This is a genomic window from Chryseobacterium indoltheticum (genome assembly GCF_003815915.1).
GTDB lineage: Bacteria > Bacteroidota > Bacteroidia > Flavobacteriales > Weeksellaceae > Chryseobacterium > Chryseobacterium indoltheticum.
Window position 1 is genome coordinate 717,097 of record NZ_CP033929.1, and the last position, 26,367, is coordinate 743,463.

At 34.0% G+C, this 26,367-nt stretch carries 22 protein-coding genes and 1 pseudogene; 13 read left to right on the forward strand and 10 right to left on the reverse strand.

The window, feature by feature from the left end; translation table 11 throughout:
* Positions 1 to 38 precede the first annotated feature (38 nt).
* Both trhO and EG358_RS03360 read left to right on the forward strand, forming a co-directional pair.
* Positions 39 to 1,394, forward strand: a complete 1,356-nt coding sequence (trhO, locus tag EG358_RS03355; protein WP_076557418.1) for an oxygen-dependent tRNA uridine(34) hydroxylase TrhO — start codon at positions 39 to 41, stop codon at positions 1,392 to 1,394.
* A 193-nt stretch (positions 1,395 to 1,587) separates the two neighbouring features.
* Positions 1,588 to 2,163, forward strand: coding sequence for a 5-formyltetrahydrofolate cyclo-ligase (locus EG358_RS03360; protein WP_076557420.1), 576 nt, complete (start codon positions 1,588 to 1,590; stop codon positions 2,161 to 2,163).
* On the opposite strand, the gene EG358_RS03365 is transcribed toward EG358_RS03360, so the two are convergent.
* Both EG358_RS03365 and EG358_RS03370 read right to left on the reverse strand, forming a co-directional pair.
* Positions 2,112 to 2,693, reverse strand: a complete 582-nt coding sequence (locus EG358_RS03365; RefSeq protein ID WP_076557423.1) for a hypothetical protein — start codon at positions 2,691 to 2,693, stop codon at positions 2,112 to 2,114. The two genes, EG358_RS03360 and EG358_RS03365, sit on opposite strands and share 52 nt — an antisense overlap.
* A complete protein-coding gene (locus tag EG358_RS03370; protein ID WP_076557426.1) occupies positions 2,677 to 3,843 on the reverse strand; it encodes a hypothetical protein in 1,167 nt (388 codons plus the stop codon). Before EG358_RS03370 ends, EG358_RS03365 begins: the two co-directional genes overlap by 17 nt.
* Before the next feature lie 184 nt (positions 3,844 to 4,027).
* Between EG358_RS03370 and EG358_RS03375 the strand changes: the two genes are divergently transcribed.
* Positions 4,028 to 4,255 carry a hypothetical protein gene (locus EG358_RS03375; RefSeq protein WP_076557429.1) on the forward strand — a complete coding sequence of 76 codons (228 nt, stop codon included), beginning with the start codon at positions 4,028 to 4,030 and terminating at the stop codon, positions 4,253 to 4,255.
* 66 nt (positions 4,256 to 4,321) lie between these two features.
* On the opposite strand, the gene EG358_RS03380 is transcribed toward EG358_RS03375, so the two are convergent.
* The 5 genes from EG358_RS03380 to EG358_RS03400 all read right to left on the reverse strand — a co-directional run bounded on the left by EG358_RS03380 (position 4,322) and on the right by EG358_RS03400 (position 8,852).
* Positions 4,322 to 5,089 (reverse strand): TrmH family RNA methyltransferase, encoded by a 768-nt coding sequence (locus tag EG358_RS03380; protein WP_076557431.1) that lies wholly within the window; start codon positions 5,087 to 5,089, stop codon positions 4,322 to 4,324.
* A 56-nt stretch (positions 5,090 to 5,145) separates the two neighbouring features.
* The gene (gene rmuC, locus EG358_RS03385; protein WP_076557434.1) at positions 5,146 to 6,639 is read right to left on the reverse strand and encodes a DNA recombination protein RmuC; all 1,494 of its coding nucleotides are present in this window, start codon (positions 6,637 to 6,639) and stop codon (positions 5,146 to 5,148) included.
* 146 nt (positions 6,640 to 6,785) lie between these two features.
* Positions 6,786 to 7,007 carry a hypothetical protein gene (locus EG358_RS03390; protein WP_076557437.1) on the reverse strand — a complete coding sequence of 74 codons (222 nt, stop codon included), beginning with the start codon at positions 7,005 to 7,007 and terminating at the stop codon, positions 6,786 to 6,788.
* Between the two features lie 95 nt (positions 7,008 to 7,102).
* Positions 7,103 to 8,281: a nicotinate phosphoribosyltransferase gene (gene pncB / locus EG358_RS03395; RefSeq protein WP_076557438.1), complete on the reverse strand. Its 1,179-nt coding sequence runs from the start codon at positions 8,279 to 8,281 to the stop codon at positions 7,103 to 7,105.
* A gap of 94 nt (positions 8,282 to 8,375) precedes the next feature.
* A complete protein-coding gene (locus EG358_RS03400) occupies positions 8,376 to 8,852 on the reverse strand; it encodes a Dps family protein (RefSeq protein WP_074230950.1) in 477 nt (158 codons plus the stop codon).
* 374 nt (positions 8,853 to 9,226) lie between these two features.
* On the opposite strand from EG358_RS03400, the pseudogene rpsL reads away from it, so the two are divergent.
* From rpsL to EG358_RS03450, 10 genes and pseudogenes are all read left to right on the forward strand, one after another.
* Positions 9,227 to 9,519 (forward strand): annotated as a pseudogene (gene rpsL, locus EG358_RS03405) (30S ribosomal protein S12); the annotation flags it as partial.
* 143 nt (positions 9,520 to 9,662) lie between these two features.
* Positions 9,663 to 10,139 carry a 30S ribosomal protein S7 gene (gene rpsG / locus EG358_RS03410; RefSeq protein WP_027387226.1) on the forward strand — a complete coding sequence of 159 codons (477 nt, stop codon included), beginning with the start codon at positions 9,663 to 9,665 and terminating at the stop codon, positions 10,137 to 10,139.
* 6 nt (positions 10,140 to 10,145) lie between these two features.
* The gene (fusA, locus tag EG358_RS03415; RefSeq protein ID WP_076557439.1) at positions 10,146 to 12,263 is read left to right on the forward strand and encodes an elongation factor G; all 2,118 of its coding nucleotides are present in this window, start codon (positions 10,146 to 10,148) and stop codon (positions 12,261 to 12,263) included.
* Between the two features lie 17 nt (positions 12,264 to 12,280).
* Positions 12,281 to 12,586 carry a 30S ribosomal protein S10 gene (gene rpsJ, locus EG358_RS03420; protein WP_002661363.1) on the forward strand — a complete coding sequence of 102 codons (306 nt, stop codon included), beginning with the start codon at positions 12,281 to 12,283 and terminating at the stop codon, positions 12,584 to 12,586.
* 415 nt (positions 12,587 to 13,001) lie between these two features.
* Positions 13,002 to 13,826 carry a T9SS type A sorting domain-containing protein gene (locus tag EG358_RS03425; RefSeq protein WP_076557443.1) on the forward strand — a complete coding sequence of 275 codons (825 nt, stop codon included), beginning with the start codon at positions 13,002 to 13,004 and terminating at the stop codon, positions 13,824 to 13,826.
* Positions 13,827 to 13,903: 77 nt separating this feature from the next.
* Positions 13,904 to 16,765 (forward strand): metallophosphoesterase, encoded by a 2,862-nt coding sequence (locus EG358_RS03430; protein ID WP_083676965.1) that lies wholly within the window; start codon positions 13,904 to 13,906, stop codon positions 16,763 to 16,765.
* A 212-nt stretch (positions 16,766 to 16,977) separates the two neighbouring features.
* Complete coding sequence (locus tag EG358_RS03435; protein ID WP_076557447.1) at positions 16,978 to 17,805, forward strand: GLPGLI family protein; 828 nt, start codon at positions 16,978 to 16,980, stop codon at positions 17,803 to 17,805.
* Positions 17,806 to 17,941: 136 nt separating this feature from the next.
* Positions 17,942 to 20,128 carry a TonB-dependent siderophore receptor gene (locus EG358_RS03440; protein WP_076557449.1) on the forward strand — a complete coding sequence of 729 codons (2,187 nt, stop codon included), beginning with the start codon at positions 17,942 to 17,944 and terminating at the stop codon, positions 20,126 to 20,128.
* A 147-nt stretch (positions 20,129 to 20,275) separates the two neighbouring features.
* Positions 20,276 to 20,761 carry a low affinity iron permease family protein gene (locus EG358_RS03445; RefSeq protein ID WP_076558028.1) on the forward strand — a complete coding sequence of 162 codons (486 nt, stop codon included), beginning with the start codon at positions 20,276 to 20,278 and terminating at the stop codon, positions 20,759 to 20,761.
* A 285-nt stretch (positions 20,762 to 21,046) separates the two neighbouring features.
* Entirely contained in the window at positions 21,047 to 21,886 is an 840-nt protein-coding gene (locus EG358_RS03450) for a GLPGLI family protein (protein ID WP_083676966.1), read from the forward strand.
* A gap of 43 nt (positions 21,887 to 21,929) precedes the next feature.
* Here EG358_RS03450 and EG358_RS03455 read toward each other — a convergent pair whose 3' ends face one another.
* The 3 genes from EG358_RS03455 to EG358_RS03465 form a co-directional block, all read right to left on the reverse strand.
* Complete coding sequence (locus tag EG358_RS03455; RefSeq protein WP_076557453.1) at positions 21,930 to 24,632, reverse strand: hypothetical protein; 2,703 nt, start codon at positions 24,630 to 24,632, stop codon at positions 21,930 to 21,932.
* Between the two features lie 185 nt (positions 24,633 to 24,817).
* Positions 24,818 to 25,792 (reverse strand): hypothetical protein, encoded by a 975-nt coding sequence (locus EG358_RS03460; RefSeq protein ID WP_076557455.1) that lies wholly within the window; start codon positions 25,790 to 25,792, stop codon positions 24,818 to 24,820.
* The gene (locus EG358_RS03465) at positions 25,792 to 26,205 is read right to left on the reverse strand and encodes a hypothetical protein (protein ID WP_076557457.1); all 414 of its coding nucleotides are present in this window, start codon (positions 26,203 to 26,205) and stop codon (positions 25,792 to 25,794) included. The genes EG358_RS03460 and EG358_RS03465 overlap by 1 nt, the downstream gene beginning before the upstream one ends.
* Positions 26,206 to 26,367 lie beyond the last annotated feature (162 nt).

Here is a 26,367-nt window from a genome sequence, read left to right on the forward strand (position 1 = left end):
TTTGCAAAAATATTTTTCTCACTTAAAACGTTTATAGCATGCAACTGTATAACACCTTAAGCGCAGAAGAAAGAGCTCAGCTTATTGATGAAGCCGGTAAGCAACGCCTTACTTTGTCTTTCTATGCGTATGCCAAAATTGAAGATCCCAAAAAATTTCGCGACGAATTATTTATAGCCTGGAATGCACTCGATGCATTGGGTCGTATCTACGTTGCGCATGAAGGAATTAATGCTCAGATGAGTATTCCTGCAGATCAATTTGACGATTTTAAAAATACGCTGGAAGCCTATGATTTTATGAAAGGCATTCGTCTCAACGTGGCTATCGAACAAGACAACCATTCTTTCTTAAAATTAACAATTAAAGTTAGGCATAAGATTGTTGCCGATGGCCTGAATGATGATACTTTTGATGTGACCAATAAAGGAATTCACCTTAAAGCACAAGAATTCAATAATTTGCTTGAAGACCCGAATACGATTGTCGTTGATTTTAGAAATCACTACGAAAGTGAAGTCGGTCATTTTGAAGGCGCCATTACTCCGGATGTAGAAAACTTCAGAGAAAGTTTACCGATTATCAACGAACAGCTTCAGGATTTTAAAGAAGATAAAAATCTGCTGATGTATTGTACCGGCGGAATCCGTTGTGAAAAAGCCAGCGCTTATTTTAAACATCAGGGTTTTAAAAATGTTTTCCAATTGGAAGGTGGAATTATTGAGTATGCACGTCAGGTAAAGGAAGATGGTGTTGAAAGTAAATTTTTAGGTAAAAACTTTGTGTTTGATCATCGGTTAGGTGAAAGAATTACCGACGATATTATTTCACAGTGTCATCAATGTGGAAAACCTTGTGATAATCATACCAATTGTGCCAATGATGCGTGCCATTTACTATTTATACAATGTGATGACTGTAAGACGGCAATGGAAAACTGCTGTTCAACGGAATGTTTAGAAATAACGCATTTACCTGTAGAAGAGCAAGTCGCACTAAGAAAGGGATTGCAGGTAGGAAATAAAGTTTTCAGAAAAGGAAAATCTGATGCTTTGACCTTTAAAAAATCAGGTGATTTACCCAATAAATCTTTAGCAAAAGTTGATTCAAAAAATATTCGTCAGAAGATTGCTGTCAAAAAAGCGCTGCTCGGAAAAGCTGAACATTACTACACAAAATCAAAGATTGCCCAGTTTTTAATTGAAAATAATGAAGTTTCAGTTGGAGACAAGATTTTAATCTCTGGTCCTACAACCGGTGAACAGGAAGTTATCATTACTGAAATGCTGGTTGATGGCAGCTCTTGTGAAACAGCAAAAGCAGGAGATCAAATTACTTTTGAGCTTCCGTTCAGGGTTCGTTTGTCTGATAAAATATATAAAATTTTAGGATAGAATTCCTCTGGTTTATAATAATATAAAGTTTGCGCTCCGTAGGAGTGCAAACTTTTTTGTTGAATTAAATGTTGTTTGAAAACGCTGTAGGATTTTTATCTGTGTAGATAAATACTGCAACAAAATTTGGCGCTCCGTAGAAGCGCTATCTCTAAAATGGCTTTGTATAAAGCTATTTTTTATAAATTTGAGAATGAAAAAATCAGAAATCAGAAAAATATATCTCGAAAAAAGAAAAAATCTGTCACAAGATGAGGTTTTCCTTTTGTCTGAAAGAATTTTTGAAAATTTCATCAATTTTTTTAAACCGGTTTCCAACCAGAAAGTCCATATTTTCATTCCGATTGAAAAGTTTAAAGAAATAAACACCCAGATTTTTATTGATTATTTTCTCAGCAGAAACATAAAAGTTTTTGTTCCTAAAATTGTCGATACAAAATTAATTTCTGTTGAAATTTTCTCCGACACGCAATTTGAAACCAATAATTGGGGGATTTCAGAGCCTGTTTCAAATGAAGATTCGGAAGTGCTAGATTTTGATTTTGTGATTACTCCTTTGCTTTATTGTGATTTTAAAGGGAATAGAGTAGGATATGGAAAAGGTTTTTATGATCAGTTCTTTGAAAATATTTCAAAAAATTCAAAAAAAATCGGAGTTAATTATTTTAACCCCGATGATATAATTGATGATGTCTGGGAAAATGATATCCCTTTAGACTATCTTGTGACAGGTACTGATGTGCTGTCTTTTTCTGTTAAATCAGAATAGAATTTAATAAAGTAAAACTTAAATTCTTTATTTTTTTCTGTCGCTTTAGAGACAAGCGTATATTGTGCACTTCTTTCGAAATTTCCGATCGATTTATTTTTATCACCAATATATTCCACACTAAACTTTGCAAAATCTAAGGTGTCTTTATCATTAATTTTCTTAAAAACATTAATGTTGCTCACTTTCACCTTTTTTACTTTAAGGCTTTCAAGTTCTTTAAACAGCCCGTGAAAAGTAGTAGAATCAGATTTTTGAAAATATTTTTCAATTTTTGAGTAAATAGCAGTGTCTATTTCTGTCTTTTTATTTCCGGAAAGGTAAAGCGTAGACAGATCAAGCACGTCCTGTACTTTTTGCAGAGTAATAGAATTAATCGCTTGCGTGCTGTCCATCGGGACATTGATATTGTTTGTGTTTCTTAATTTTTCAAGATCGCTTATATTGTTGTGTTCTTCTTTTTTTGTGCAGGCGGTCATAATCACGCCAAGAAGTATCGTTAAAAACAAAAAGTTATTTATTGTTTTCATGGTTTGAGATTTTAAATTTGATAGATACTATTTTTCCTTTATCTTTTTTCATTTCGATTACGTTCAGGTTCTTTAGTGAAGTGGTAGGTGTCGTTACCAAAGTAATATAATCCTGCTTATCTAAAGTTTCAAGGCCGTAGATGTCACTGTCATAAACCTGCGTTATTGTAGCCATATTGCTGATCAGATTTTCCAGCTGCTTTCTTTTCTGCTTGATGAGCTGTTCAGAGTTTTCTCCGTTAATATCTTTTATAGAGAAATAATAAAGCGCCATTTTATAATCATCAGGCTTGAGCTCTATTGTTTCATTTTCAGGAGCATTCTCTAGATTTCTGTTGACCTCAAGATCTTCATAAACCGTAGAGCTGATCTGCATTTTCAGCGTTTTGTCTTTTGTAGGATATCTGAAACATTCACCTGGTTTTATTCTGTATAAAATTGGAGATTCATTTTCTTTGATTACTTTAATCTCAATATCACGCTGAACGTTTAGATTTCTGTCGGCATCTGTAAAGCAATACACATAAGTTTTTTGAAAAATTTCATCTTTAAAACCCAAAAGGCCTAATAAAGTTACAAAAACCAATGTTGCAGCAATCCATGCAGTCCTTTGATGGTTCTTTTTTAAAGGCTTTATTTCTGATCTTTCAGCAATTTCAGAAATAGGTTGTTTTTTTTCAATTGTCTGATTTTCAATATTGTTTTTTTGTAAAACAGTGTTTTCTTCACTGTTAAACTCCATCTTTTTAGGTTCGGATTCGGTTTTAGGTAAGTTTAATGCGCTCGAAACTGTTTTTTCTAATTCTTTCAGTTCTTCATCACTCAGATCCTTTTCATCACTTAGTAATTCTCCGGCAAAAAGATGTTTCTTCTTAAAATCGTACCAAGAGTCGTAACCTGCATAAATACTCAATAAATTGAGCATATCGATACGAGGTAATTTTGATACAGGAGATGATTTAAAATAAGTGTAAAAAGATTTTTCACTGATGTTCCCTTTGGCTTTTTTCCTAAGGTCTTCCTGAAAATAGATGATATCAATACCCTTCCACTTAGATATTTCATCATAAGAAGGGGTGTATTCTTTCAAATATTGAGCTTGAACGTCCTTTTTGAGCTGCTCAAAATGTAAGAGGTCTAAATCTGTCACTTTATAAAAAAGTAGTTAAATTGTTGATTATCAGTTTTGTTTATTTGTAAAACGATTTTACAAAGTTATTACAATTATTTTTCATAAACAAATTTTATATCTGCTATACCTTTGTCTTGTTCAAATAACCGAACAGAGAAAAAGATTTAAAAAACAATATTAACAAAATTAAATTTAATTTATTATGAAAAAGTCATTATTCGTAGCTGCAATCGCTGCTATCTCTTTAGTTGCTTGTAAGAAAGGTGAAGCTACAACTGGTACTAACGATTCTATCGAAGCTAACGCTGATTCAACTCAGAACGCTATCGATTCTACAGCTAACGTTGCTGTTGATTCTACTAAAGCTGTTGCTGATATGAAGAAAGATAGCGTTGAAGCTAAGTCTGATTCAGCTAAAGTTAAGAAATAATTCTAGCTACTGCTACAATAAAAGAACCGTTTCGCTTAGCGAGACGGTTTTTTTATGTCTTATCGTTTAAGATTTCTTTTGTCTTAAAGCTTCATAGCAGGTAATGGCTACGGCATTACTCAAATTCAATGAGTCAATACTTCCTGTCATTGGTATTAATGTATTCTCACCTTTATCAAACCAGAATTTACTCAATCCCGAATGTTCGGTGCCAAATAAAACTGCTGAACGCTTTTTGAAATCTCGCTCAAACATATCTTTTGAAGTCTCATCCATTATGGTTGTATAGATGTTGAAGCTGTTTTTCTGTAAAAATTCGTAGACCTCATTGTTGTCAGCCTGAAAAACGTCCATTCCAAAAAGACAACCTACACTTGACCGGATTACATTTGGATTGTAAAAATCTGTTTTTCCGTCAGCAACAATCAAGGCATCAATTCCGAAAGCTTCACAGCTTCTTAAAATCGCACCCAGGTTTCCGGGTTTTTCAACGCCTTCCACAATAATTATGGTTGAGTTTTCTTTTGGTTTAAAGCTATTAAGAGGAGCTTCTTTGGTTTTATAGATTCCGATGATCCCTTCTGAACTCCCACGATACGCAATTTTCTCATAAACCTTATCATTGACAAAGTGAATTTTTTCTTGAGGAGTCTTTCCTTTGAAAATATTTTCGCAGATAAAAAATTCTACGGCTTCAAAATGATACTGCTGAGCTCTTTCGTTTTCCTGTTGCCCTTCTACCACAAAAACTCCCGATTTTTTACGAAAGCGGTTGTCTGTAAGGAGTTTGGTAATGTGTTTTATCTTTTCGTTCTGGAAACTTTCGATGATCATAAGTGGTAAATGATTGATAATTGATGCAAAAATAATTTTTAAAAATCATTTATCAATTATAAATCATTATTTATACCATTGATCAAGCTTTGTGGAAGCTCTTTCTTATTTTTAATTCCTAGAGATTTTAGTTTCTGGGTCTGAGCAATCAGATTGTCATTTCCGGTAGAAAGCTGCTTGAAAGCATCCGTGTAAACATTTTTTGCTTGGTCTAAATTTTTTCCAACCTTTTCAAGATTTTCTACAAAGCCGGCAAATTTATCATATAATTTAGCACCGCGATCGGCAATTTCCATAGAATTTCGGTTCTGATATTCTCTTTTCCAAAGATCGGCGATCAATTTTAAAGAAGTGATCAGGTTGCTCGGGTTTAAAAGTAAAATTCTCTTTTCGTAAGCAAAATTCCAAAGGTTTTGATCGGCTTGCATTGCAGAAATATAAGCGGGTTCACTTGGGATAAACATCATGACAAAGTCGAGCGATTTCCCGTAATCATCGTACGCTTTTTGGCTTAATTGGCTGATGTGGGTTTTTATGGATGATAAATGCTGATTGACTTTTATTTCATAAATATCAGCATCTGTTTCGTCAACCAACTCAGTAAAAGCGGTCAAAGAAACTTTAGAGTCAATGATTACATTTCTTTCGTCAGGATATTTTACAACTGCGTCCGGACGCATTTTTTTGCCCGAAAATTCTGAAAATAAAGCTTTGTTATCTTCGTCTCTGAGCTCGTGCTCCAGAAAATACTCTCTTCCTTTTACCAATCCCGATTTTTCCAGAATACTTTCCAGGATCATTTCGCCCCAATTTCCCTGAGTTTTGCTTTCTCCTTTCAGGGCTTTGGTGAGTTTTTTAGCATCTTCGGAAATCTGTTGGTTGAGCAGAGCAAGTTCTTTTACTTTTTCAGCAAGGGAAAAACGTTCTTTGTTTTCCTTTTCGTAAGCTTCATTGACTTTATTTTTTAGATCATTGATTTTCTCCTGAAAAGGTTCAAGAATATTTTTTAGATTATTTTGATTAACGGTTGTGAATTTTTCTGTTTTTTCTTCTAAAATCTTGTTGGCCAAATTTTCAAACTGAAGTTTCCCTTCTTCCTGAATTTTTTTAATTTCTTCTTTCTGTGTTTCTAAGGAATGATGTAAACCCTCATTTTGAGCAGTTAGTTCTGAGTTTTTAGCATATAAATTCTGTTTTTCATTCAGTATCAATTCAATTTGAGTATTTTGCTTTTGATTTAAAAGTTTTTGCTCATCAAACTGAGTCTGAAGAAAAGTGTTTTCTGCTGAAATTTTGGAGAATTCATTTTTAAGATCATTTAATAGGTCAGACTGCTGAAGATTAAAATCTTTTTCATTCTTAATCGCTTGATCTAAATCCTGAATTTTCAGATTTAAGTTCTCTAAATCTGCTTTCGTTTTAATATTTAAATAATTGAGTTCATCATAAGAACTTCTTAAAACCATAGACGACTTCAAAATAAAATAAATAAGAACTGCGCCAATAATAGCTCCGGCAAAACATCCAATGATCAGGTAAGTGATTTCCATTTCTCAAAATTACGAAACAAAAAATTATTTTGCGGTTTGAGGAACTTAATTTAATTTTTTAGAACATTAAGAATTGATAAATGCAAAAAAGCCTCATAATTATTACGAGGCTTTATTATTTTGTAGATTTTCTGAAATTTTAATTTTTAAACTGGTTCTAAAACGGGTTCGTTATTACAAAAACCGGTATTTGCGATACACTTTCCATTCTCTGCGCAAATATAATCTGTCATGGAAATAGTTCCATCAGGGCACATAATTAGGGCTTCCCCACTACAATTACAGATTAAAGCTGGCTGAAGGTCGTTCCCTCCTTTGATCTCTTTTAGTGCTTTTCTTGAAAGCTTTGTTGAATTCATGTTTTTCATAGAATAAGTTTTAATGATTTGATAATAAGCTAATTTAATGAATTAATATTTAATACTCAATTCTAATTTAAGTACAAATACAGCTTTTATTAGTATTAATCTTTTATTCTTAAAAACTCCTTCGCCAGCTCGATCATTTTCGGATCACCGGTGTATTTTCCGTGTTCATCAGATAGTTTCACAGTCGGAATCCATTCTTTATTTAAAGATTGAACGCCAATAAGTTTCATTACGATATTCATTGGTTTTAAACCGACATCATTAGTAAGATTAGTTCCGATTCCAAAAGAAACCCCAATTTTTCCTTTACAGTAATTGGTGATTTCTTCTACTTTTTCGAGATTTAAGCCGTCAGAAAAAATAATGTACTTAAATAATGGATTAATTGAATGACGCTGATAATGAGCTATCGTCTTATCGGCAAATTCTAACGGATCGCCGCTGTCATGACGAACTCCGTCGAAAAGTTTTGCGAATTTTTTATCAAATTGCTGGAAGAAAACATCAGTTGTATAAGTGTCTGAAAGAGCGACTCCCAAATCACCACGATAAACATCAACCCAATGTTCAAGCGCTAATTCGTTGGCCATTTTAAAACCAAATTCGGCTCCGTGGAACATAAACCATTCATGGGCGTGGGTTCCAATTGGTTTTACACCATATTTCATTGCAAAATGTACATTGGAGCTTCCTATAAATGTAGATTCTTTTTTCTGGGTTAAAGCTTCCATCACCAGGTTTTGTACTTTATAGGAATGTCTTCTTCTTGTACCAAATTCGGCAAATGTTACGCCTAATTTATTTAATGAATCTGCTTTCTCTAATGTTTTGGCCATTACAATTTCGTTTGAATCTCTTTCCATGTGATTCATTTCGTAATGCAACTCGCTGATTAAAGCCAATAATGGAACTTCCCAAAGAATCGTGCGATACCAAAGTCCTTCAACGGTTACCGACAAATCGTTGCCTGTTTGCAGAATTTTTACTTCAGACGGATCATAATGGTAGCCTTCAAGAAAATCTAAATAAGGAAGATCTAGATAAGGACAGGTTTTTGCCAGAAATTTTTTCTCGTCTTTAGTAAGTTTCAGTTCGGCCATTTTATTGACGATTTCTCTTAAAGCATGATCAAAGCCTTCAGGAAAATGATGTTTCCCACGATTGATAAATTGGTACTTTACAGTTTGACTTGGGAAAAGTTTTACCACGGCATTTTGCATGGTGATTTTATAGAAATCGTTGTCGAGAATGGAGTTAAAAGTCATATTTTGCATATTGTGTAATTTTAACACAAATTTAGTTTATTTAAAATAAAAATCGTCTAAATGTAAGACGATTTTTTAATATTGTAATGATTTTGTCTGGTTTTTACTTTCCTAAATAAGAGTTGTACATCCAAACTTCTTTTTCCTGCTCGGTAATATAATCGCTCATTTGTGAGTTGGTACCTTCGTCGCCAGCTTTGTCTGTAATGTCTAGAAGTTCTCTTTGTAAATCGATTACAACTTTAAAAGAATTTAGAATGATCTCTACACTTTTGTTGCCATCGCTTACTTCTTTGCTTTCTTTGATGGTAGAAACCTGCAGGTAATCTGAATAATTATGTGCCGGAGTTGCTCCTAAAGTCAATATACGTTCTGCAATTTCATCGATTTTTAAAACTAAACTGTTGTATAGCTCTTCAAACTTGGGGTGTAATGTGAAAAATTGCTCACCTTTAATATTCCAGTGAGATCCTCTTGTGTTTTGATAAAATACGGAGTAGTTGGCAAGTAAAATATTCAGTTTTTCTGAAATGTTTTGGCAGTCGGCTTCTTTTAAACCAATAATATTAGCGTTTTTCATAAGTTTATTTTTGATATCTCTAAGTTAAGGAAATATTGTGCCGAAATTGTTGTGTATTTATAGATGATAACTATATTCCCTTTTTGAAAAAAGTGAGATTAGTTTAGCTATATAAAGTAAGATAAATTATAATAAATCATTTAAAATCAAATTTGCGGTTCCAATTAATCAGGAATTAAATGTTTCATAGCTAAAAATATATAATATTTTTGAAGACATAAAAGTTTTTATAGTGAGCTGTATCTCCCTGCTTGATGTAAATTATATATAATCATAAGGTTAGTTTAAATTAGATAAAGATTATTATTTCTACATAACTGATTGTCAATTAAAAAATTATTATTATTTTTGCACCCTAAAATAAAAGCAATTAAATGCCTACTATTCAACAATTAGTTAGAAAAGGAAGAGTCGCACTTACCAAGAAGAGTAAATCGGCTGCACTTGATTCTTGTCCACAAAGACGAGGTGTATGTACGAGAGTATATACTACCACTCCTAAGAAACCTAACTCTGCACTTAGAAAAGTTGCAAGGGTAAGACTTTCAAACGGTAAAGAAGTTAACGCCTATATCCCAGGTGAAGGACATAATCTTCAAGAGCACTCGATAGTATTGGTACGCGGGGGAGAGTAAAAGATTTACCAGGAGTAAGATATCACATCGTAAGAGGTGCGTTGGATACTGCTGGAGTTAACGGAAGAACTCAAAGAAGATCTAAGTATGGAGCTAAGAGACCTAAACCAGGTCAGGCAGCAGCTGCTCCAGCTAAAGGTAAGAAAAAATAATCATTAAATAAGGTACAGAAACAATGAGAAAGACAAAAGCGAAAAAAAGACCGTTGTTACCAGATCCAAAATTTAATGATCAATTGGTAACTAGATTCGTAAACAACTTGATGCTTGACGGTAAGAAGTCAATCGCATTCAAAATATTCTATGATGCATTGGATATCGTAGAAACTAAAAAAGGAGAAACTGAAAAGACTGCCCTTGAAATCTGGAAAGATGCATTAACTAACGTTATGCCTCACGTAGAAGTACGTTCTAGAAGAGTAGGTGGAGCAAACTTCCAGATTCCTATGCCAATCAGAGCTGATAGAAAAATTTCTATGGCAATGAAATGGTTAATTAGCTACTCTAAAAAGAGAAATGATAAGTCTATGGCTTTGAAATTGGCTAATGAAGTTGTAGCGGCTTCAAGAGAAGAAGGTGCTGCTTACAAGAAAAAGAGTGATACTCACAAAATGGCGGAAGCTAACAAAGCGTTTTCACACTTTAAATTCTAATCTGAAATGGGAAGAGATCTTAAATTTACAAGAAATATCGGTATTGCTGCGCACATTGATGCGGGTAAGACTACCACTACAGAAAGAATTTTATTCTATACAGGTGTAAACCACAAAATTGGTGAAGTTCACGATGGTGCTTCTACAATGGACTGGATGGAGCAGGAAGCAGAAAGAGGTATTACTATTACTTCTGCTGCAACTACTTGTTCTTGGAACTTTCCAACAGACCAAGGAAAACCTTTAGCTGATACTAAACCTTACCACTTCAACATCATCGATACACCGGGACACGTTGACTTCACAGTAGAAGTAAACAGATCTTTGAGAGTATTGGATGGATTGGTATTCTTATTCTCTGCAGTAGATGGAGTAGAGCCTCAGTCTGAAACAAACTGGAGACTTGCTGACAACTACAAAGTTGCAAGAATGGGATTCGTAAACAAAATGGACAGACAAGGTGCTGACTTCCTTAACGTGGTAAACCAGGTTAAGACAATGTTGGGATCAAACGCAGTTCCTATCGTTTTACCAATCGGTGCTGAAGAAGATTTCAAAGGTGTTGTAGACTTAATTAAAAACAGAGCGATCATCTGGGATGAAGCTGGACAAGGTGCTACTTTCGAGGTAGTTCCAATTCCGGAAGATATGAAAGATGAAGTTCTGGAATATAGAGAGAAATTAGTTGAAGCAGTAGCAGATTATGATGATACTTTGATGGAGAAATTCTTCGAAGATCCAGATTCAATTTCTGAAGACGAAATCAACGAAGCTCTTAGAAAAGCTACTATCGATTTATCTATTATCCCAATGACTTGTGGTTCTTCATTCAAGAACAAAGGAGTACAGTTTATGTTGGATGCAGTATGTAAATACTTGCCTTCTCCATTAGATAAAGATGATATCAAAGGTACTGACCCAAGAACAGACGCTGAGATTTTCAGAAAACCAGATGTAAACGAGCCTTTCGCGGCTTTAGCATTTAAGATTGCTACCGATCCTTTCGTAGGAAGATTGGCATTCTTCAGAGCATACTCTGGAAGACTAGATGCAGGTTCTTATATCTTGAACACTCGTTCAGGAGATAAAGAAAGAATCTCTAGAATCTATCAAATGCACGCTAACAAGCAAAACCCGGTAGAATATATTGAAGCTGGTGATATTGGTGCTGCTGTAGGTTTCAAATCTATTAAAACTGGTGATACTATGTGTGACGAGAAAAACCCAATCGTTCTAGAATCGATGGTTTTCCCTGATCCGGTAATTGGTATCGCTGTTGAGCCTAAAACTAAGGCTGACCAAGATAAAATGGGTAACGCTCTAGCTAAATTAGCTGAAGAAGATCCTACATTTACGGTTAGAACAGACGAGGCTTCAGGACAAACGATTATCTCTGGTATGGGTGAGCTTCACTTAGATATCATTGTTGACCGTATGAGAAGAGAATTCAAAGTTGAAGTTAACCAAGGTCAACCTCAGGTAGAATACAAAGAAAACTTAACAAAAGTTGCTCAGCACAGAGAGGTTTACAAAAAACAATCTGGTGGTAAAGGTAAATTTGCGGATATCGTATTTGAACTTGGACCTGCTGAGGAAGGTAAAGTTGGTTTAGAATTCATCAATGAGATCAAAGGTGGTAACGTTCCTAGAGAATTTGTTCCTGCAATTGAAAAAGGCTTTAAAGCTGCAATGAAGAACGGTCCTTTGGCTGGTTTCGAAGTTGAAGGTATTAAAGTTACTCTTAAAGACGGATCTTTCCACGCGGTGGATTCTGATGCACTTTCTTTCGAATTAGCTGCTAAATTAGGATTTAAAGAAGCGGGACGTGCTGCTAAGCCAGTAATTATGGAGCCTATTATGAAATTGGAGGTTGTAACTCCGGAAGAATATATGGGTAACATCATTGGTGACCTTAACAAGAGAAGAGGTACAATCAGTGGACAAGAAGAAAAGAACGGTGCCGTTGTTATCAAAGGTTCAGTTCCATTATCTGAAATGTTCGGATATGTTACGACTCTAAGAACACTTTCATCAGGAAGAGCTACTTCTTCTATGGAATTAGAGAAGTACCAGGCTACTCCTCAAAACGTTGCTGAAGATATTATTGCTAAAGCAAAAGGTTAATTTTTTAAAGTAAAGAAATGTCACAAAGAATCAGAATAAAACTAAAATCTTACGATTACAACTTGGTAGACAAGTCTGCTGAGAAAATCGTAAAAACGGTAAAGGCTACTGGTGCTGTTGTAAACGGACCAATTCCATTGCCAACGAATAAGAGAATCTTCACAGTGTTGAGATCTCCTCACGTTAACAAAAAAGCAAGAGAGCAGTTCCAATTATCAGCTCACAAGAGATTGATGGATATCTACTCTTCTTCTTCTAAAACTGTTGATGCTCTAATGAAATTAGAACTTCCTTCAGGAGTTGACGTAGAAATTAAAGTGTGATAAATAAGCTGGAAGATGGAAGATGGAAGTCGGAAGTTTTTTAGCAACACCTTAAATATAAATCCCTTTTCGAAAGAAGAGGGATTTTTTTGTTTTAAAGGATTCACAAACCCATTTTCAGAAAAAAGAAGAAATACTTTTTACAATATGATCAGAAATAATTATGAAATTTCGAGTTTGATTAGCGTTTTTTTTAACAGATTTTAACATTTCTATAGTTTGGATATTTTCTCATAAAGATTTATGATTTAATACTTTTTAAAATAAATAAATATTATTAGTAGTCCTACAAAATTTATTTAACATAAAATATTTACATAAATAATTAACGGTCAGGTTAAAATTAATTAATAGCTTAGAAATGTGTAAATTATAGTAATTTAAACACTAATATTAATCAATAATAACACAAATTATGAAGAAATTATTACTTTTTATTTCTTTTGTGATGACGTTTGCTGTAGTAAGTGCACAGCAAGCAATATTTCCAAAACTAAGTATGTGGAAATACCTGAATATAAGTTCAGCACCGCCTTCCACTTGGAACGCAAGCAACTTTAATGATACTAGTTGGCCGTCAGGTGCGGGTGAATTTGGTTTTGGTGAGGGTGATGAGGCGACAGTTCTCGTAAAAATGAATCCATCAATAACTTATTATTTCAGAAAAAAAGTTACGTTTTCTACAAGCCCTTCCGGTATGACATTTAATCTTAATTTCAAGCATGATGACGGAGCGATCGTATATGTAAATGGGGTAGAAGTAATACGTACATCATTGATGCCTGCTGGACCTGTGACGTATACTACAGAAACAACAGATTTTCTTCCTAATAATCTAGAAAATACATATATTTCTTATACAATACAAGGATCGAGCTTCCAGGCTGGCGAAAATACAATTGCCATCGAAGTCCATAATCAAAGGACAACTAGTTCAGATGTTTCTTTCGATGCTGAGCTGGTTTTTTCTTCAACACTCAGTACCATAGAAAATACTTTTAAAAACAAAATAACTGTGTATCCTACTGTACTTAAAAAAGATGATCTATTAAATGTAAACTTTTTAGGAAGTAAAGGTGTTTTGCATATTTTAAGCTCTGAAGGAAGGTTAGTAAAAACTAATGTACTTACAAAAGGAATTAATAAAATCCCAACAAGCTTTAGCAGCGAAGGAGTTTATTTTTATAGTATAGCTGACGAAAAAGAAAATATAATTTCAGGTAAAATTATAGTGAAATAAGCTTGTTAAAACCTTATTGAATACTAATCGAAAAATGGTCAGAAGAGATTCCGACCATTTTTTCTAAAAACAAATTTATGAAAAAAATAATATTTTTTATTTTGATAATGTTTACTTTCGCTTTAGTAAGGGCGCAAGTGATATTTCCGAAAGAAAGTGTGTGGAAATACCTGAATATAAATTCAGCGCCGCCTTCCACTTGGAACGCAAGTAGCTTTGATGATGCGAGCTGGTCTTCGGGAGCAGGTGAATTCGGCTATGGTGAGGGCGATGAGGCAACAGTGCTCGTTAAAAAGAATCCTTCAGTCACTTATTATTTCAGAAAAAAAGTTACGATTTCTGCAAATCCTGCCGGTATGATTTTTAATCTTAACTTTAAGCATGATGACGGGGCAATTGTGTATGTAAATGGGGTAGAAGTAATACGTACATCATTGATGCCTACCGGAACTGTGACGTTTACTACAGGGACTACAGATTTCCTTCCTAATAGTGAAGAGAACAAATATCATTCTTATGCAATTCAAGGATCAAGCTTCCAGACTGGTGAAAATATAATCGCCATCGAAGTTCATAATCAAAACACAAGTAGTTCGGATGTTTCTTTCGATGCCGAGCTGGTTGTTCCTCAGGTAGTATTTCCCAAAAACAGCAGTTGGAAGTATTTGAATGTTGAAACCGCTCCCCCTGCAAACTGGAATGCGGAAACCTTTAACGACACAAGCTGGCCTTCAGGTCTTGGCGAATTAGGTTTTGGAGATGGTGATGAAGCAACATTACTTATCAAGAAAAATCCTTCATTGGCTTATTATTTCAGAAAAAAAATAAATCTGCCTTTTAATCCCCAAAATGTTTTGTTTAAACTTAACATAAGGCATGATGATGGCGTTGTAATATATATTAATGGCGTTGAAGCAAAACGTTCTGAACTTATGCCGACGGGAGCCATCACTTATACAACTGGCACGACCGGCGCAATTTCTGATGAAAATGCATACAATACTTATATTCTTACTGGAGCAAGATTTCATCAGGGAGATAATACCATTGCCATCGAAGTTCATAATCAAAATACCGGCAGTTCAGATGTTTCTTTTGACGCCGAACTGCTTATTGATAACACTACTGTGATAGAAAATGATGGTCCATATGTTCTCGACAGAAACGGGCAAAAAATAGTACATCATATTACCAACGGACAATTAATAACTCAAACCCTACCATCTTCAGGATTACAGACAATTACATGTCCTGTAGGTGATGGTACAAGTTTTCAGGTAAATCTACGTACGCAGTATCCTACAGAAAAATCGACTTATCCATTGCCTCAGAAAATGTTGGTTTTTTCTGATATTGAAGGCAATATGCCTGCATTGGTTTCTCTTTTGAAAAAGGCAGGTGTGATAAATAATAACTATGAATGGATCTATGGTAAAGGGCGGATAGTATTTGCAGGAGATATGTTTGACCGTGGAACACAAGTGATAGAATGTCTGTGGCTTATTTATAAACTAGAGGCTGAATCTGCTGCTGTGGGAGGTAAAATTCATTTTATTTTAGGAAATCATGATGTGATGAATCTTATAAATGATTTGCGTTATGTGGATGATAAATATTTTATAAGTTCTGAGTTGATGCAAGAAAATATCAGTAATATTCACGATGCAACAAGCGAACTGGGAAGATGGCTCAGAAGTAAAAATGTCATTGAAAAAATAGGGCCTTATATTTTTCTTCATGGAGGGGTAAGCCCAACTATTGCTAATCTAGGATTATCATATACTCAGATGAATGATTTGGCCAGACAGAAGATAGCCAATGCTCCTTGTACAGGAAACTGTGCAACAATAAATTCAGGTGGACTTTATTGGTACAGAGGTATTTCACAAAATCTGATCACACAACAAGAGATGGATACTATATTGCTGAATCTAGACGGCTACAAAACCTTTATGGGACATACGATAGTAGCAGATTCTATCACGTCACTCTATAACAATAAAGCCTACATGGTTGATATTCATCATGAGTCTACATTTAATACAGACGGAACCGTAATCGCACTATTATATGAAAATTGTAATTTTTATCAGCTTAAAACCAGCAACTCGCCCAATGTATTGACACTTCTGGAAACTGTTTCAAACAATATTACTCTTCCTCAAGAAAACATTGCCATAAGTTCTACTGTACAAAATACGGGAACACATCCTTTGGGAATCTGTTACAATACAATAGGGAAAATTACTACGATGGGAAATATTTCCGATATTACAGGGACGCTTTCTGTAAAAGAATGGATAGATCCTACACAGCATCCTGCATTTGTAAAAAGACATCAGGAAATCAATATGCAAAATGGCGCTACGAATAATGCAACAGGTGACTTGACTCTTTATTTCTCACAAGAAGATTTTGATAGTTTTAATATAATCAATTCAACAAAACTTCCAATTGCTGCAGGAGATACGCAAGGCATTGCCAATATAAGAGTATCAAAAATACTAGGTACATCTCAGGATAGCTCTGGCTTACCACAAAGTTATTCAGGACAAGAATCAATTATTAATCCGGCGGATAGCGACATCACTTGGGATCCAATAATGCAGATTTGGTCGGTAAAATTCCCGGTTACTGGTTTTGGTGCTTTCTTTATAAAAACTAATACCCAAACACTCAGTAACACAGAAAATACTTTAAAAAGTAAAATAACCGTATATCCCACTTTACTCAAAAAAGACGATATACTAACCGTGGACTTTTTAGGAAGTAAAGGCGTTTTACATATTTTAAGCGCTGAAGGAAGATTGGTGAAAACTACTATTCTTACAAAAGGAATCAATAAAATCCCAACAAGCTTTAGCAACGAAGGAGTTTATTTTTATAGTATAGTTGACGAAAAAGAAAATGTAATTTCAGGAAAAATACTGGTGAAATAAGCGAGTTATACATTTTCTCATTAAAGTGTGATAAATAAGCTGGAAGATGGATGATGGAAGTCGGAAGTTTTTTAGCAACACCTTAAATATGAATCCCTTTTCGAAAGAAGAGGGACTTTTTTGTTTTCAATTTTGAATGATGTAAACTAAATATCTAATGATAAATTAATATTAATTCAAATAGTATTGATATTTTTGATTAAAATAAATATATGAAAAAACTGATTTTATTATTGTTTCCTTTAATCATTTCAGCACAAACCCATCGATTCGTTTATCAGTTTCATTACAAATTAGATTCAACAGCAACAGAATTGGCTGCCGAAAATATGATTTTGGATGTCAATCCTGATGATGTGAAATTTTATCCTTATTCTTATGCGGAAACTGATTCTTTAAATATTATCCGTGATCAAAGAGTGTCAAGATGGGATGATCATCTTCCTGCTCTCGTTAGAAAAAAGAACTCTTTTGAAAATACTTCATTGATTTTAATGAATGATTTTTTCTCTTTAAAATCAACCGACAAAATGAATTGGAAGCTTTTGAATGATACCAAAGTTGAGGGGCAATATACTTTACAAAAAGCAACTACAACTTTTGGCGGAAGAAATTGGATCGCATGGTTTTCAAAAGACGTTAATCTGAGCGAAGGACCATACAAATTTCGGGGGCTTCCCGGATTGATTTTCGAGATTGAAGACGATAAGAATAATTTTATGTTTAAGCTTTCAAAAAGTATGAAACTGCCTAAAACATATGAAGCTAAGTTCCTTGAAAGTTTTGCAGGGAAAAAACCACTTCCCGTTACAGAGAAAATCATTGCAAAAAAGCAGTTAGAACTTTACAACGATCCTTTGCAAGATATCGCTGAAGCTTTCAAATCTAATACCAATCCCGAAACTACATTTTACGTTTCCAGTGTTCAGATAAAAAGTTTAGACCAGCTAAAAGGAATGTCAGATGAACGAAGAAAAGCAATGCTAAGAGAAAACAATCCAATCGAGATTGATAAGGCGATAAAGTATCCTGTTAATTAAAATACTATCCTGTGTTTTTGGAAATTCATTAAAAACTAAGTGTTTTTTGGCATAAATTTAACAGAAATGATAATTGTCATTTATTATAATTTATTTAGAATTAATAAAAATAATATTTTTGTTTCAAATTTATGAAATGAAAAAAACGGTATCTGTCTCATTGCTAATTTTGGGAGTAGCTTTTTCTAAAGCACAACAAAAAGTAAACGATACAATAAGAAAAGAAACCACGATTGAAGAGGTAGAACTTTTTGGAGAAAAAAACAAACAACCTGAAGGTTTGGAAGTGATTACAAGGTTACCTCTTAAACCGAGAGATCAGATTCAAAGCATCTCTGTAGTTTCCCACAAAGTAATTGAAGATTTGGGTGGACTTACCGTAACTGATGTTGCAAAAAATATTCCTGGTGTTACTCAATTTGGAAGCTATGGCGGAACCAGAGAAAGCATGTCTATAAGAGGATATCGTGGGGTTCCTGTTTTGAAAAACGGAGTCATGATGGATTCTGATTTCCGTACCGGAGGAATGCTTACAGATATGCAGGGTGTCGAAAGTATTCAAGTGATTAAAGGTTCAGCTGCAGTTACACAGGGGATTGGTGATGGTCTTGGTTCTGCAGGAGGAGTGATCAATGTGGTGACTAAAATTCCAAAATTTATTAATGAAACGAATGTTGGTTTCAGATACGGAAGTTGGGACTTTTACAGACCGACTGTAGATTTTCAAAGAGTCTTAGATAATAAAGGTAAGATTGCAGTTCGCTTAAATGCAGCTTATCAAGACAATAATAGTTTCAGAAGATTTGTAAACACAGATCGTATTTATGTGAATCCATCAGTAGCTTTCCGTCCGGATGACAAAACGGAAATCGTTGCCGAAATGGATTACATGAAAAACAATACAACTCCTGATAGAGGAACGGTAAATTTAGCCAAAGGTGACACGGAAGCTATTTATCAAATGCCCGGAAGAAAATTTTTAGGTTTTTCAACTGATAATGCAGCGACTGAGACTTTTAACTTCTCTACCACAGCCACAAGAAGACTTACTGATAAGTTGAAAGTAAGAGCTGCATTTATGAATTCTTCTTATAGCACCAATATCGTAGGGGCAGCTTTGGCTCCAATCGATCGAAATAATCCAAATGAAATTAGAAATAGAACTTTGGCAAAATCTGAACGTGAAGATTTAAATAAAGTTTTTCAATTTGATTTCATTGGTGCAGATGTAATGACAGGCTTTATGAAACATACTTTTCAGGTTGGTTTTGACTGGAAAGAATCTGATGTGACTACAACTTCTTATAATGCAAAAGATGTTGACCAAATCAACGTTTTAAATGATATTAATAATATTCTTCCTTCAAATATTGACGCCGGAAACTTTGCTTTGATTAATAAAAATCCTATCGTAAATACATTAGCTCCTACAATGGGTTTAATGGCTCAGGATGTTGTTACTTTTAATAAATATTTAAAGGCTCATTTGGGGGTTCGTTACAGCAGATTAAATGGATCTGACAAAGACAAAAATTATGCTTGGAATCCATCTTTCGGATTAATGATTTCGCCAATTGAAAATATGAATGTTTTTGGATCATATACTACCACTACAGGTTTGCGAAGTGCAAATAATGTTTTGGCAACAGGAGGAACTGTTGGTGCTTCAACCACAAAACAATGGGAAGCCGGAATTAAATCTGATTGGTTAAATGAAAAATTACGTTTCAATCTTACCTTCTTTGATATAAAAACAGATAATTTGTCGTACGAAATTTTGAATGGAAACAATGGTACAGGAACATACGCTTTAGCAGGAGAACTTCAAAGAAGAGGAATGGAAGTAGAATTAATAGGAAAAATTCTTCCAAACTTACAGATTATGACAGGTTGGGCGTATGTAGATGCTCAATATCAGGATAGTCCTTCATTTGTAAATGGTTCAGCGCCAATTAATACTCCAAAACATTCTGCTAATGGCTGGTTAAATTACAAATTCAATCAAGGTATTTTAGAGGGTCTTGACATTGGAGCAGGTATTTATTATGTAGGAATAAGACCTGTGGATGATTATAAACAAATTTATACTACTGCAGTTGGAGGACATGTAAACGGAACGCAGCCTGGAGAAAAACCTTTCAATATGCCGGAATATACAACAGTTGATGCACAAGTGGGTTACAGGTTTAAAAATGGATTCGGTCTAAGAGTTTTCTTAAATAATATCTTTGATTCTGTAGGATACAATTCGTATTTCAGAGGTGGGTATATCGATCAGATTCAGCCACGAAATTTCTCAGCACAAATTAATTATAAATTTTAATAGATAATTTTCAAGTAATAGTTTTATCTATATCGGGAGAGTCTCTGAATTTTTTCAGAGGCTTTCCTTTTTGTAATGAATGATTAAAAGTTATTGAGTCCGGTCTTTACAGATGAGCTATTTTTTATTATTTTTAATAAAAAAATAATGGCAACATCAGATAGAAGTATTTTTGAGAAATTTTCAAATTGGGCAACCAAATTTACGGGCAGTTCGTATGCGTTTTTGGGAGCGGTTGCGATTGTGGTAATTTGGGCTGTTTCCGGACCTGTTTTTAATTATTCCGAAACCTGGCAGTTGGTTATCAATACAGGAACAACGATTATTACTTTTCTGATGGTTTTTCTGATTCAGAAATCTCAAAATAAAGATTCTAAGGCTATTCAAATTAAATTAAATGAGCTGATTGCTGCCAACGAAAAAGCAAGCAACAGGATTGTCGACATCGAAGATCTTACCGAGAAAGAGCTCGACCAGTTGCATTGCTATTACGAAAAACTGGCTGATTTTGCTGAAGAAGACAATGATATTCACGCCTCACATTCTATAGATGCAGCGAAAAGAAATCAGGATTACAAACATGACTTTTTCAAAAAGAAGCATGATGAATGGCTGGCTAAGCAAAATAAATAAGCTTATTTAACGTGAACTTTGATTAAGTAATAAAATGTAAATTTGTTATTTAGTCAATAAATTTATTTCTATGAAGGTCTCGTTTTATTCAAGCTTCATCAGCGACTTTGTCGCCATTCTTTGCTCCTTAAAATAATAAGCGTAAAATTAAAATCTTTGCGTGATAAAATATTTTGCTCAGTTTCTTATTTCGAAAACCAGATTATTTATCGCACTCAAATGTTTTTTTTGACAATAAATTAGAATCAAATAATTTTTAGTATATTTTGTGCTTAAAGTTTTTATATGATGAAGTTTTTTATTTCAATTTTGATCTTTTGTTCTGCTTTAATTTCTGCTCAGCAAACTAAAATTCTTGACAATTTTTCGATGAAAGCATCATCTTACGATGCAAAGGTTTTTGAGAAGAGCAATCTTAATATTTATTATCAGTTTAAATTTTTAAAAGACACAAAGGTTTCTCAAAACCCGAGAGAAGGGTTGTGTGTTTTACAAATTGGCGAAAACTATTCAAAGTTCAGCGATACAAAAACATTGCAAAGAGATTCTATGTTTGAGAAATTTTCTCATCTTGAAAGTGTCGGTGCCAGAGAAATGAATCAACTTTTCATGTACAATCCTTTATGGAATATGGAAAGTTTAAAATCGGCAGTTGATAAAAAAGTTACTTATCAAAAACGATACAAAACAAAATACGAATATGAAGAAGCGCAGCCGGAATTGAAGTGGCAACTTCATAACGAATCGAAGAAAATTCTTGATTACAGCTGTAAAAAGGCAACTGTAAAATACAGAGGAAGAGAATTTATCGCTTGGTATGCAGCAGATATTCCCGTAAACAACGGTCCTTATATTTTTGAAGGTTTACCGGGTTTGATTTTAGAACTTGAAGATTCACAAAATAAATATCATTTTACAGCAGTTGGAATTGATAAAAAACCAATGGATATTTATCTACGAAACGACAAAGGAATCCTAAAGATAAGCAGAACAAAGTTTAGAGAAGTTGAGAAAACGTATCACGATAATCCGGGTGCTTTTCATGGTAAAGCTATAAACGAGGATGGTTCACCGATGGTTGTTAAATCAAAACCTTTTCTCTACGATCCGTTTGAATTAGAATAAAAATTAAAGCCTTACAAAATCTGTAAGGCTTTAATTTTATAATTTATCGCTTCATAAAATAATCAAAATAGGTACAACTTCCCAAAAGTTCCCGGGCGGTTTCGGTATTTGAATATTGAGATTTGAGCTGTGCAAAATAGGTTCTGTATTTTTGGTTTTTCAGATCACCCATTTGTTTTTCGTGAGCATCATTTTTCTCAGACCATTTCGGGTCAGCATAATCAATGTTCGCTTGGTTTTTAGCTTCATATTGATAATATTTCCCCTGTTCGGCACTCGCCATTTGGAAAAGAACTCTCGCTTTTTGTTCTCTATCGCTCGAAAGGTCATATGCTTTTTTGTAATAATTGATAGCAAGATCAAAATTATCAGGTTCTATAAAAGTAGTGTACGTAAAATTCTTGTAATAATACTGATACGGATTTTCTCTTTTGGTATTCCAGAAATCATATTTTCCGCCGTTGCTGTTGTCAATATCCATCACAAAAAGCTCTCGGTAATATCCAAGAATTGATGTGTTGTATAGCAGGTTTCCGATCAGCTGATTGGCATTAGCCGATTTTGCATCTTTTCCGTTTCCTATTTTTTTAAGCTGAATTAATGCATCTGCCAATTCAAGTTTATTCATTTTAGGCTTAATGAATGGAAATGCAGTGAAATCTTCAGCTTTCATACTTTCTGATTCAGGACTTTGGAAACTTTCCCAAACATTATGGCCAAAAACTAAGCTTGAAATACCGTTGTAACCGTCGTAGTTTTCACCATTATAAACCAGTTTCTCGTATTTTCCGGTTTCAGGATTGTATTTTTCGTAATTGTCTCTTGGGATTCCTGCAAAGCTTACAGCTTTTTGATAGTAAGATTTAGCTTTGTCAAAATCTGCCGATCTCATCGCTCTGTCACCATAAATGTTGGCAAAGAAAGCATCAATGTTTCCTACAGCATCAAGGTTTTTGGCGATAATTTGCTGCTCAAACTGGGTCTTATTCGGTTTTCTGTAAAACTCTTCAACACTTTTTACCAAGTTTGAATTTGGGTTGTACTGAAGATCAGAAAGCTTATTATTCATCAGGAAAGATTTTCCATCTTCGCCCTGAAGGAAATAGCGGTTTGCTAAAACATCTTTCAGGAAATCTTTTGTGGAAGGAACTTCACCATAATAATCGTATTCATTTGTTTCTGTGCTGTCTTTTTTAACGGGTGGTTTTTCAACAAAATATTCAGAATAATCTTTCATTAAATGATCTTCATAATCCGCATCAATTTTAGGTTGCGAAACAATATCATTCAGCACTTTCATTCTCTTTATTTCTTCAAGATACTCAGGATTGCTGGTTTTTATATCTGCTAAAATTTCGCTGCTTTCTTCATAATCTTTTTTAAGGAATTTCAAATAAGCATCGGCAATCTGCCAATATTCGTCTTTAGATTTTTCTTTAGTTTTTGCAGTGAATTTTTCCAGATCATCCAGGAAGTCTTTCTGGTTTTCATTCTGAGAATAGTAATAAGAATTGTTCTTTACATACGTTGGAATCCTGTCCGGATTTGCAAACAGATCATCATTGCTTTGCTCAGATTTATCATTGGTTTTATCAGATTTCTTACTGCCAAAAAGGTTTTTAAAGAAGAGAACTATTTTCTGCCAGAAACTCAGTTCCTTTTTCTTTACTTCCGGTTTTTCTGCGGTGGTATCTTTTTTAGCTGAAGTGGAGTTGGAATCTTTTGAAGCATAATAATACGTCGGAAGATAATTTCTTTCTAACTCGTTGATGCTTCTTGCTGCCATTACTTTCAGAATTTCAGAATCGGGATCAATGTCGTACATCTTTTCCATCATCGGAATAGGATTGGTAAAATCTTCATAGCCTAAAAGAAAATACGCCATGTTTTTTTCCTCATTCGTTCCGGCTCTTTTCATAATATTGTTGAAAGAAGCAGTGTCTGAAAGTTTCATCGAAACAAAAGAAGATTCTTTACGGCTTTTGGAATTCATAAAAACCTGAAAGAAATTCCAGTTGGCCTCAGTTCCCATTTCCAAACCTCTTTGCGCTCCTGCCAACTGATCGAGCGCCATATAATAAGCTGCACCTTTTAATGAAATAGGTTGTATATATTTTTTGAATGCCTCTAAAGCCGCATCATAATTTCTCGTGTAATGATTAAATCTCACCAACTGATAACCGTAACGCTGTTTGATTTCTGGATTTCTGGCGGCGCTATATAATGAGGTAAGTGCCGAAATGGTTTTGTTGTAATCTAATTGGGTAGCATTTTTCTCACTTTCATTTTCGCGGTAATAAAAAGAATCCGGACTTTCTACATAATTTATTTTCATGTAGGGTTCCAGATATTTTGCTTCAATTAAATAATCAATCGCTTCACGGTATTTTGCATAAAAACCTGAGCCTAATTTTTTTAATAACTGATTATTGGGACTGCCTTTTTTAAGATCATTCAAATCTGCCGTTGGAATTTTATTCACCAGATAATCGGTCTCCGTATAACTAAGCTGATTACCGAAAAACTTCTTCCAAGATTCTATATTTTCATTAGGAATCTGAGACGGTTTGTAATTGGTGTAAAATCGGTCTGAATAGTTATGTAAAAAAGGAAGATACGATTTGTCTTTGATGATACTCTGTGTGAAAAGATTAAAATAATCATAATCAGGATCAGACCATGCACAAGCTTCAGTTTTAGTGTAGAAAAGTGATGCTACGGCTATGGATAGAATATACTTTTTCATATTTATTTTTGGTGTTTTATTTATTTTTTTGGAATCTCAATATTTTAAATCTCGACAAGCCACTTTAATAGTTTAAAATTTCATCTGTATAAGTCTGTAGGAGGATTAGCCGCCACGAATTTCACGGATTACACGAATTTTATTGCTGTTTGGAAAACTTCCATCATCAAACTTCGTGCTTCCATCTATTTAAAATTCCGTCCTTCTACAAATTTACTATCTAATTGATAATATATAATGTTGTAAGTGCTTATTTTTTTGTCTAAAAACTCTGTTGCATTATTAAGCTGCTCTTGCGAAATTTCTTCCACTTTTATTTTGAAGCCTTTATTTAAAAAGTTCCCAAAATAAAAACCGTCTTTTAAAATTACAATTTCATTATCGGAAATCTTTTTGAAATTGGGATTATTCAGATCTTTTACAGAAAGTGCATTAATAAGTTTGTGCTTTCCTAAATGATTGGTCACAATTCCCCAGGAATATATCGGAAGCGCAACTTCAATTTTCTTTATCGGATAATCTTCAAGCTTTGCTAAGTAGCTTTTCATGATATTTAAATCTAAAATCGAATTTTTATCTGAGTTTTCTAATGGTGAAGAAGTAGAGTAGCACATGAGATACACTTTTTCAACGGGTGGAATTCTGGTGAGAATTTTATCTTTCACCTGATGAAGTCGAAGAGTACAAGTGATGTCTTTTTCGGAGATCTTTTTTAATTCTTTTAAAAATTCAAAATAATCATCTTTAGTTCCTGCCGTCCAATCGCAATCGATTTGAATTTCGTTATTTATTTTTAATTGATAATCTTTAGCTTTCTTTTGAATGAGCTGATGAATGCTTTCAGCCAGAAAATGTATTTCTTCTTTTTGAATACGCAAAAAAGTCTGATTGGTTATAAACACAGTAGGTACGATCTGCTTATCTGTTTCGAAACTTTTATCTTTTGTAATCACTGCAACAGGCTGAAATTTTCCACCGACTTTATCAACATCAAAAAAACGGGTGTACAAAAATGGATCCGTAGATTCATTCAACGATTTTTTTTCAGTTTCATTTAATTTAAGATGGGTTTTCCAGTAGTAAAATGAATAAGGATGGTCTTTTGTGTTGTTGCACGAGGTAACCAAAAGAATAGCAAAAAGAAGTGGTAAGACTTTCATTATTTATAAAGAATACTTTCGCAGTTACAGTTGAGTTCTGCCATTTCAGAAACTGGGCAGCAGTCGTCAGACCTTTTAATATTACCGGTTTCATCGGTAAGGTAGATTTTTTCTTTGTCAAATTTCACATAGAAAGTTTCATTATACGTTTTGAAATGTACTTTCATTACTTTGGAATTGTATTTTCCGGCATTCATCTCTTCCTTGGTTTCTTTTCCATCGGCCTGATTGATTTGCAGAAAGCCAAAATGCACGTTTCCGTTTTTCTTTACATCCAGATAATAAGCGGGAGTTCCTGAGCCACTTGCTCCCTGTTCGATATTAAAATCTCTTTCTCCTGTAAACGGAATAGCAGTTTGTGCAAAAGAAATGATTCCGAAGAATAAAACGAGTGTGGTGAAAATGTTTTTCATATTACTTTTTTATCAAAATTAAAAAATTATTCAGAAGAAATTGTTTTCAAAATCTGTGCAAATCTCTAAATCATTAAAAATCAAAATATTTTGCAATATATATTTGTCAAATTAAATTTTATTCATACATTTGCACACTCATTTTAGGGGAGGAATATGCCC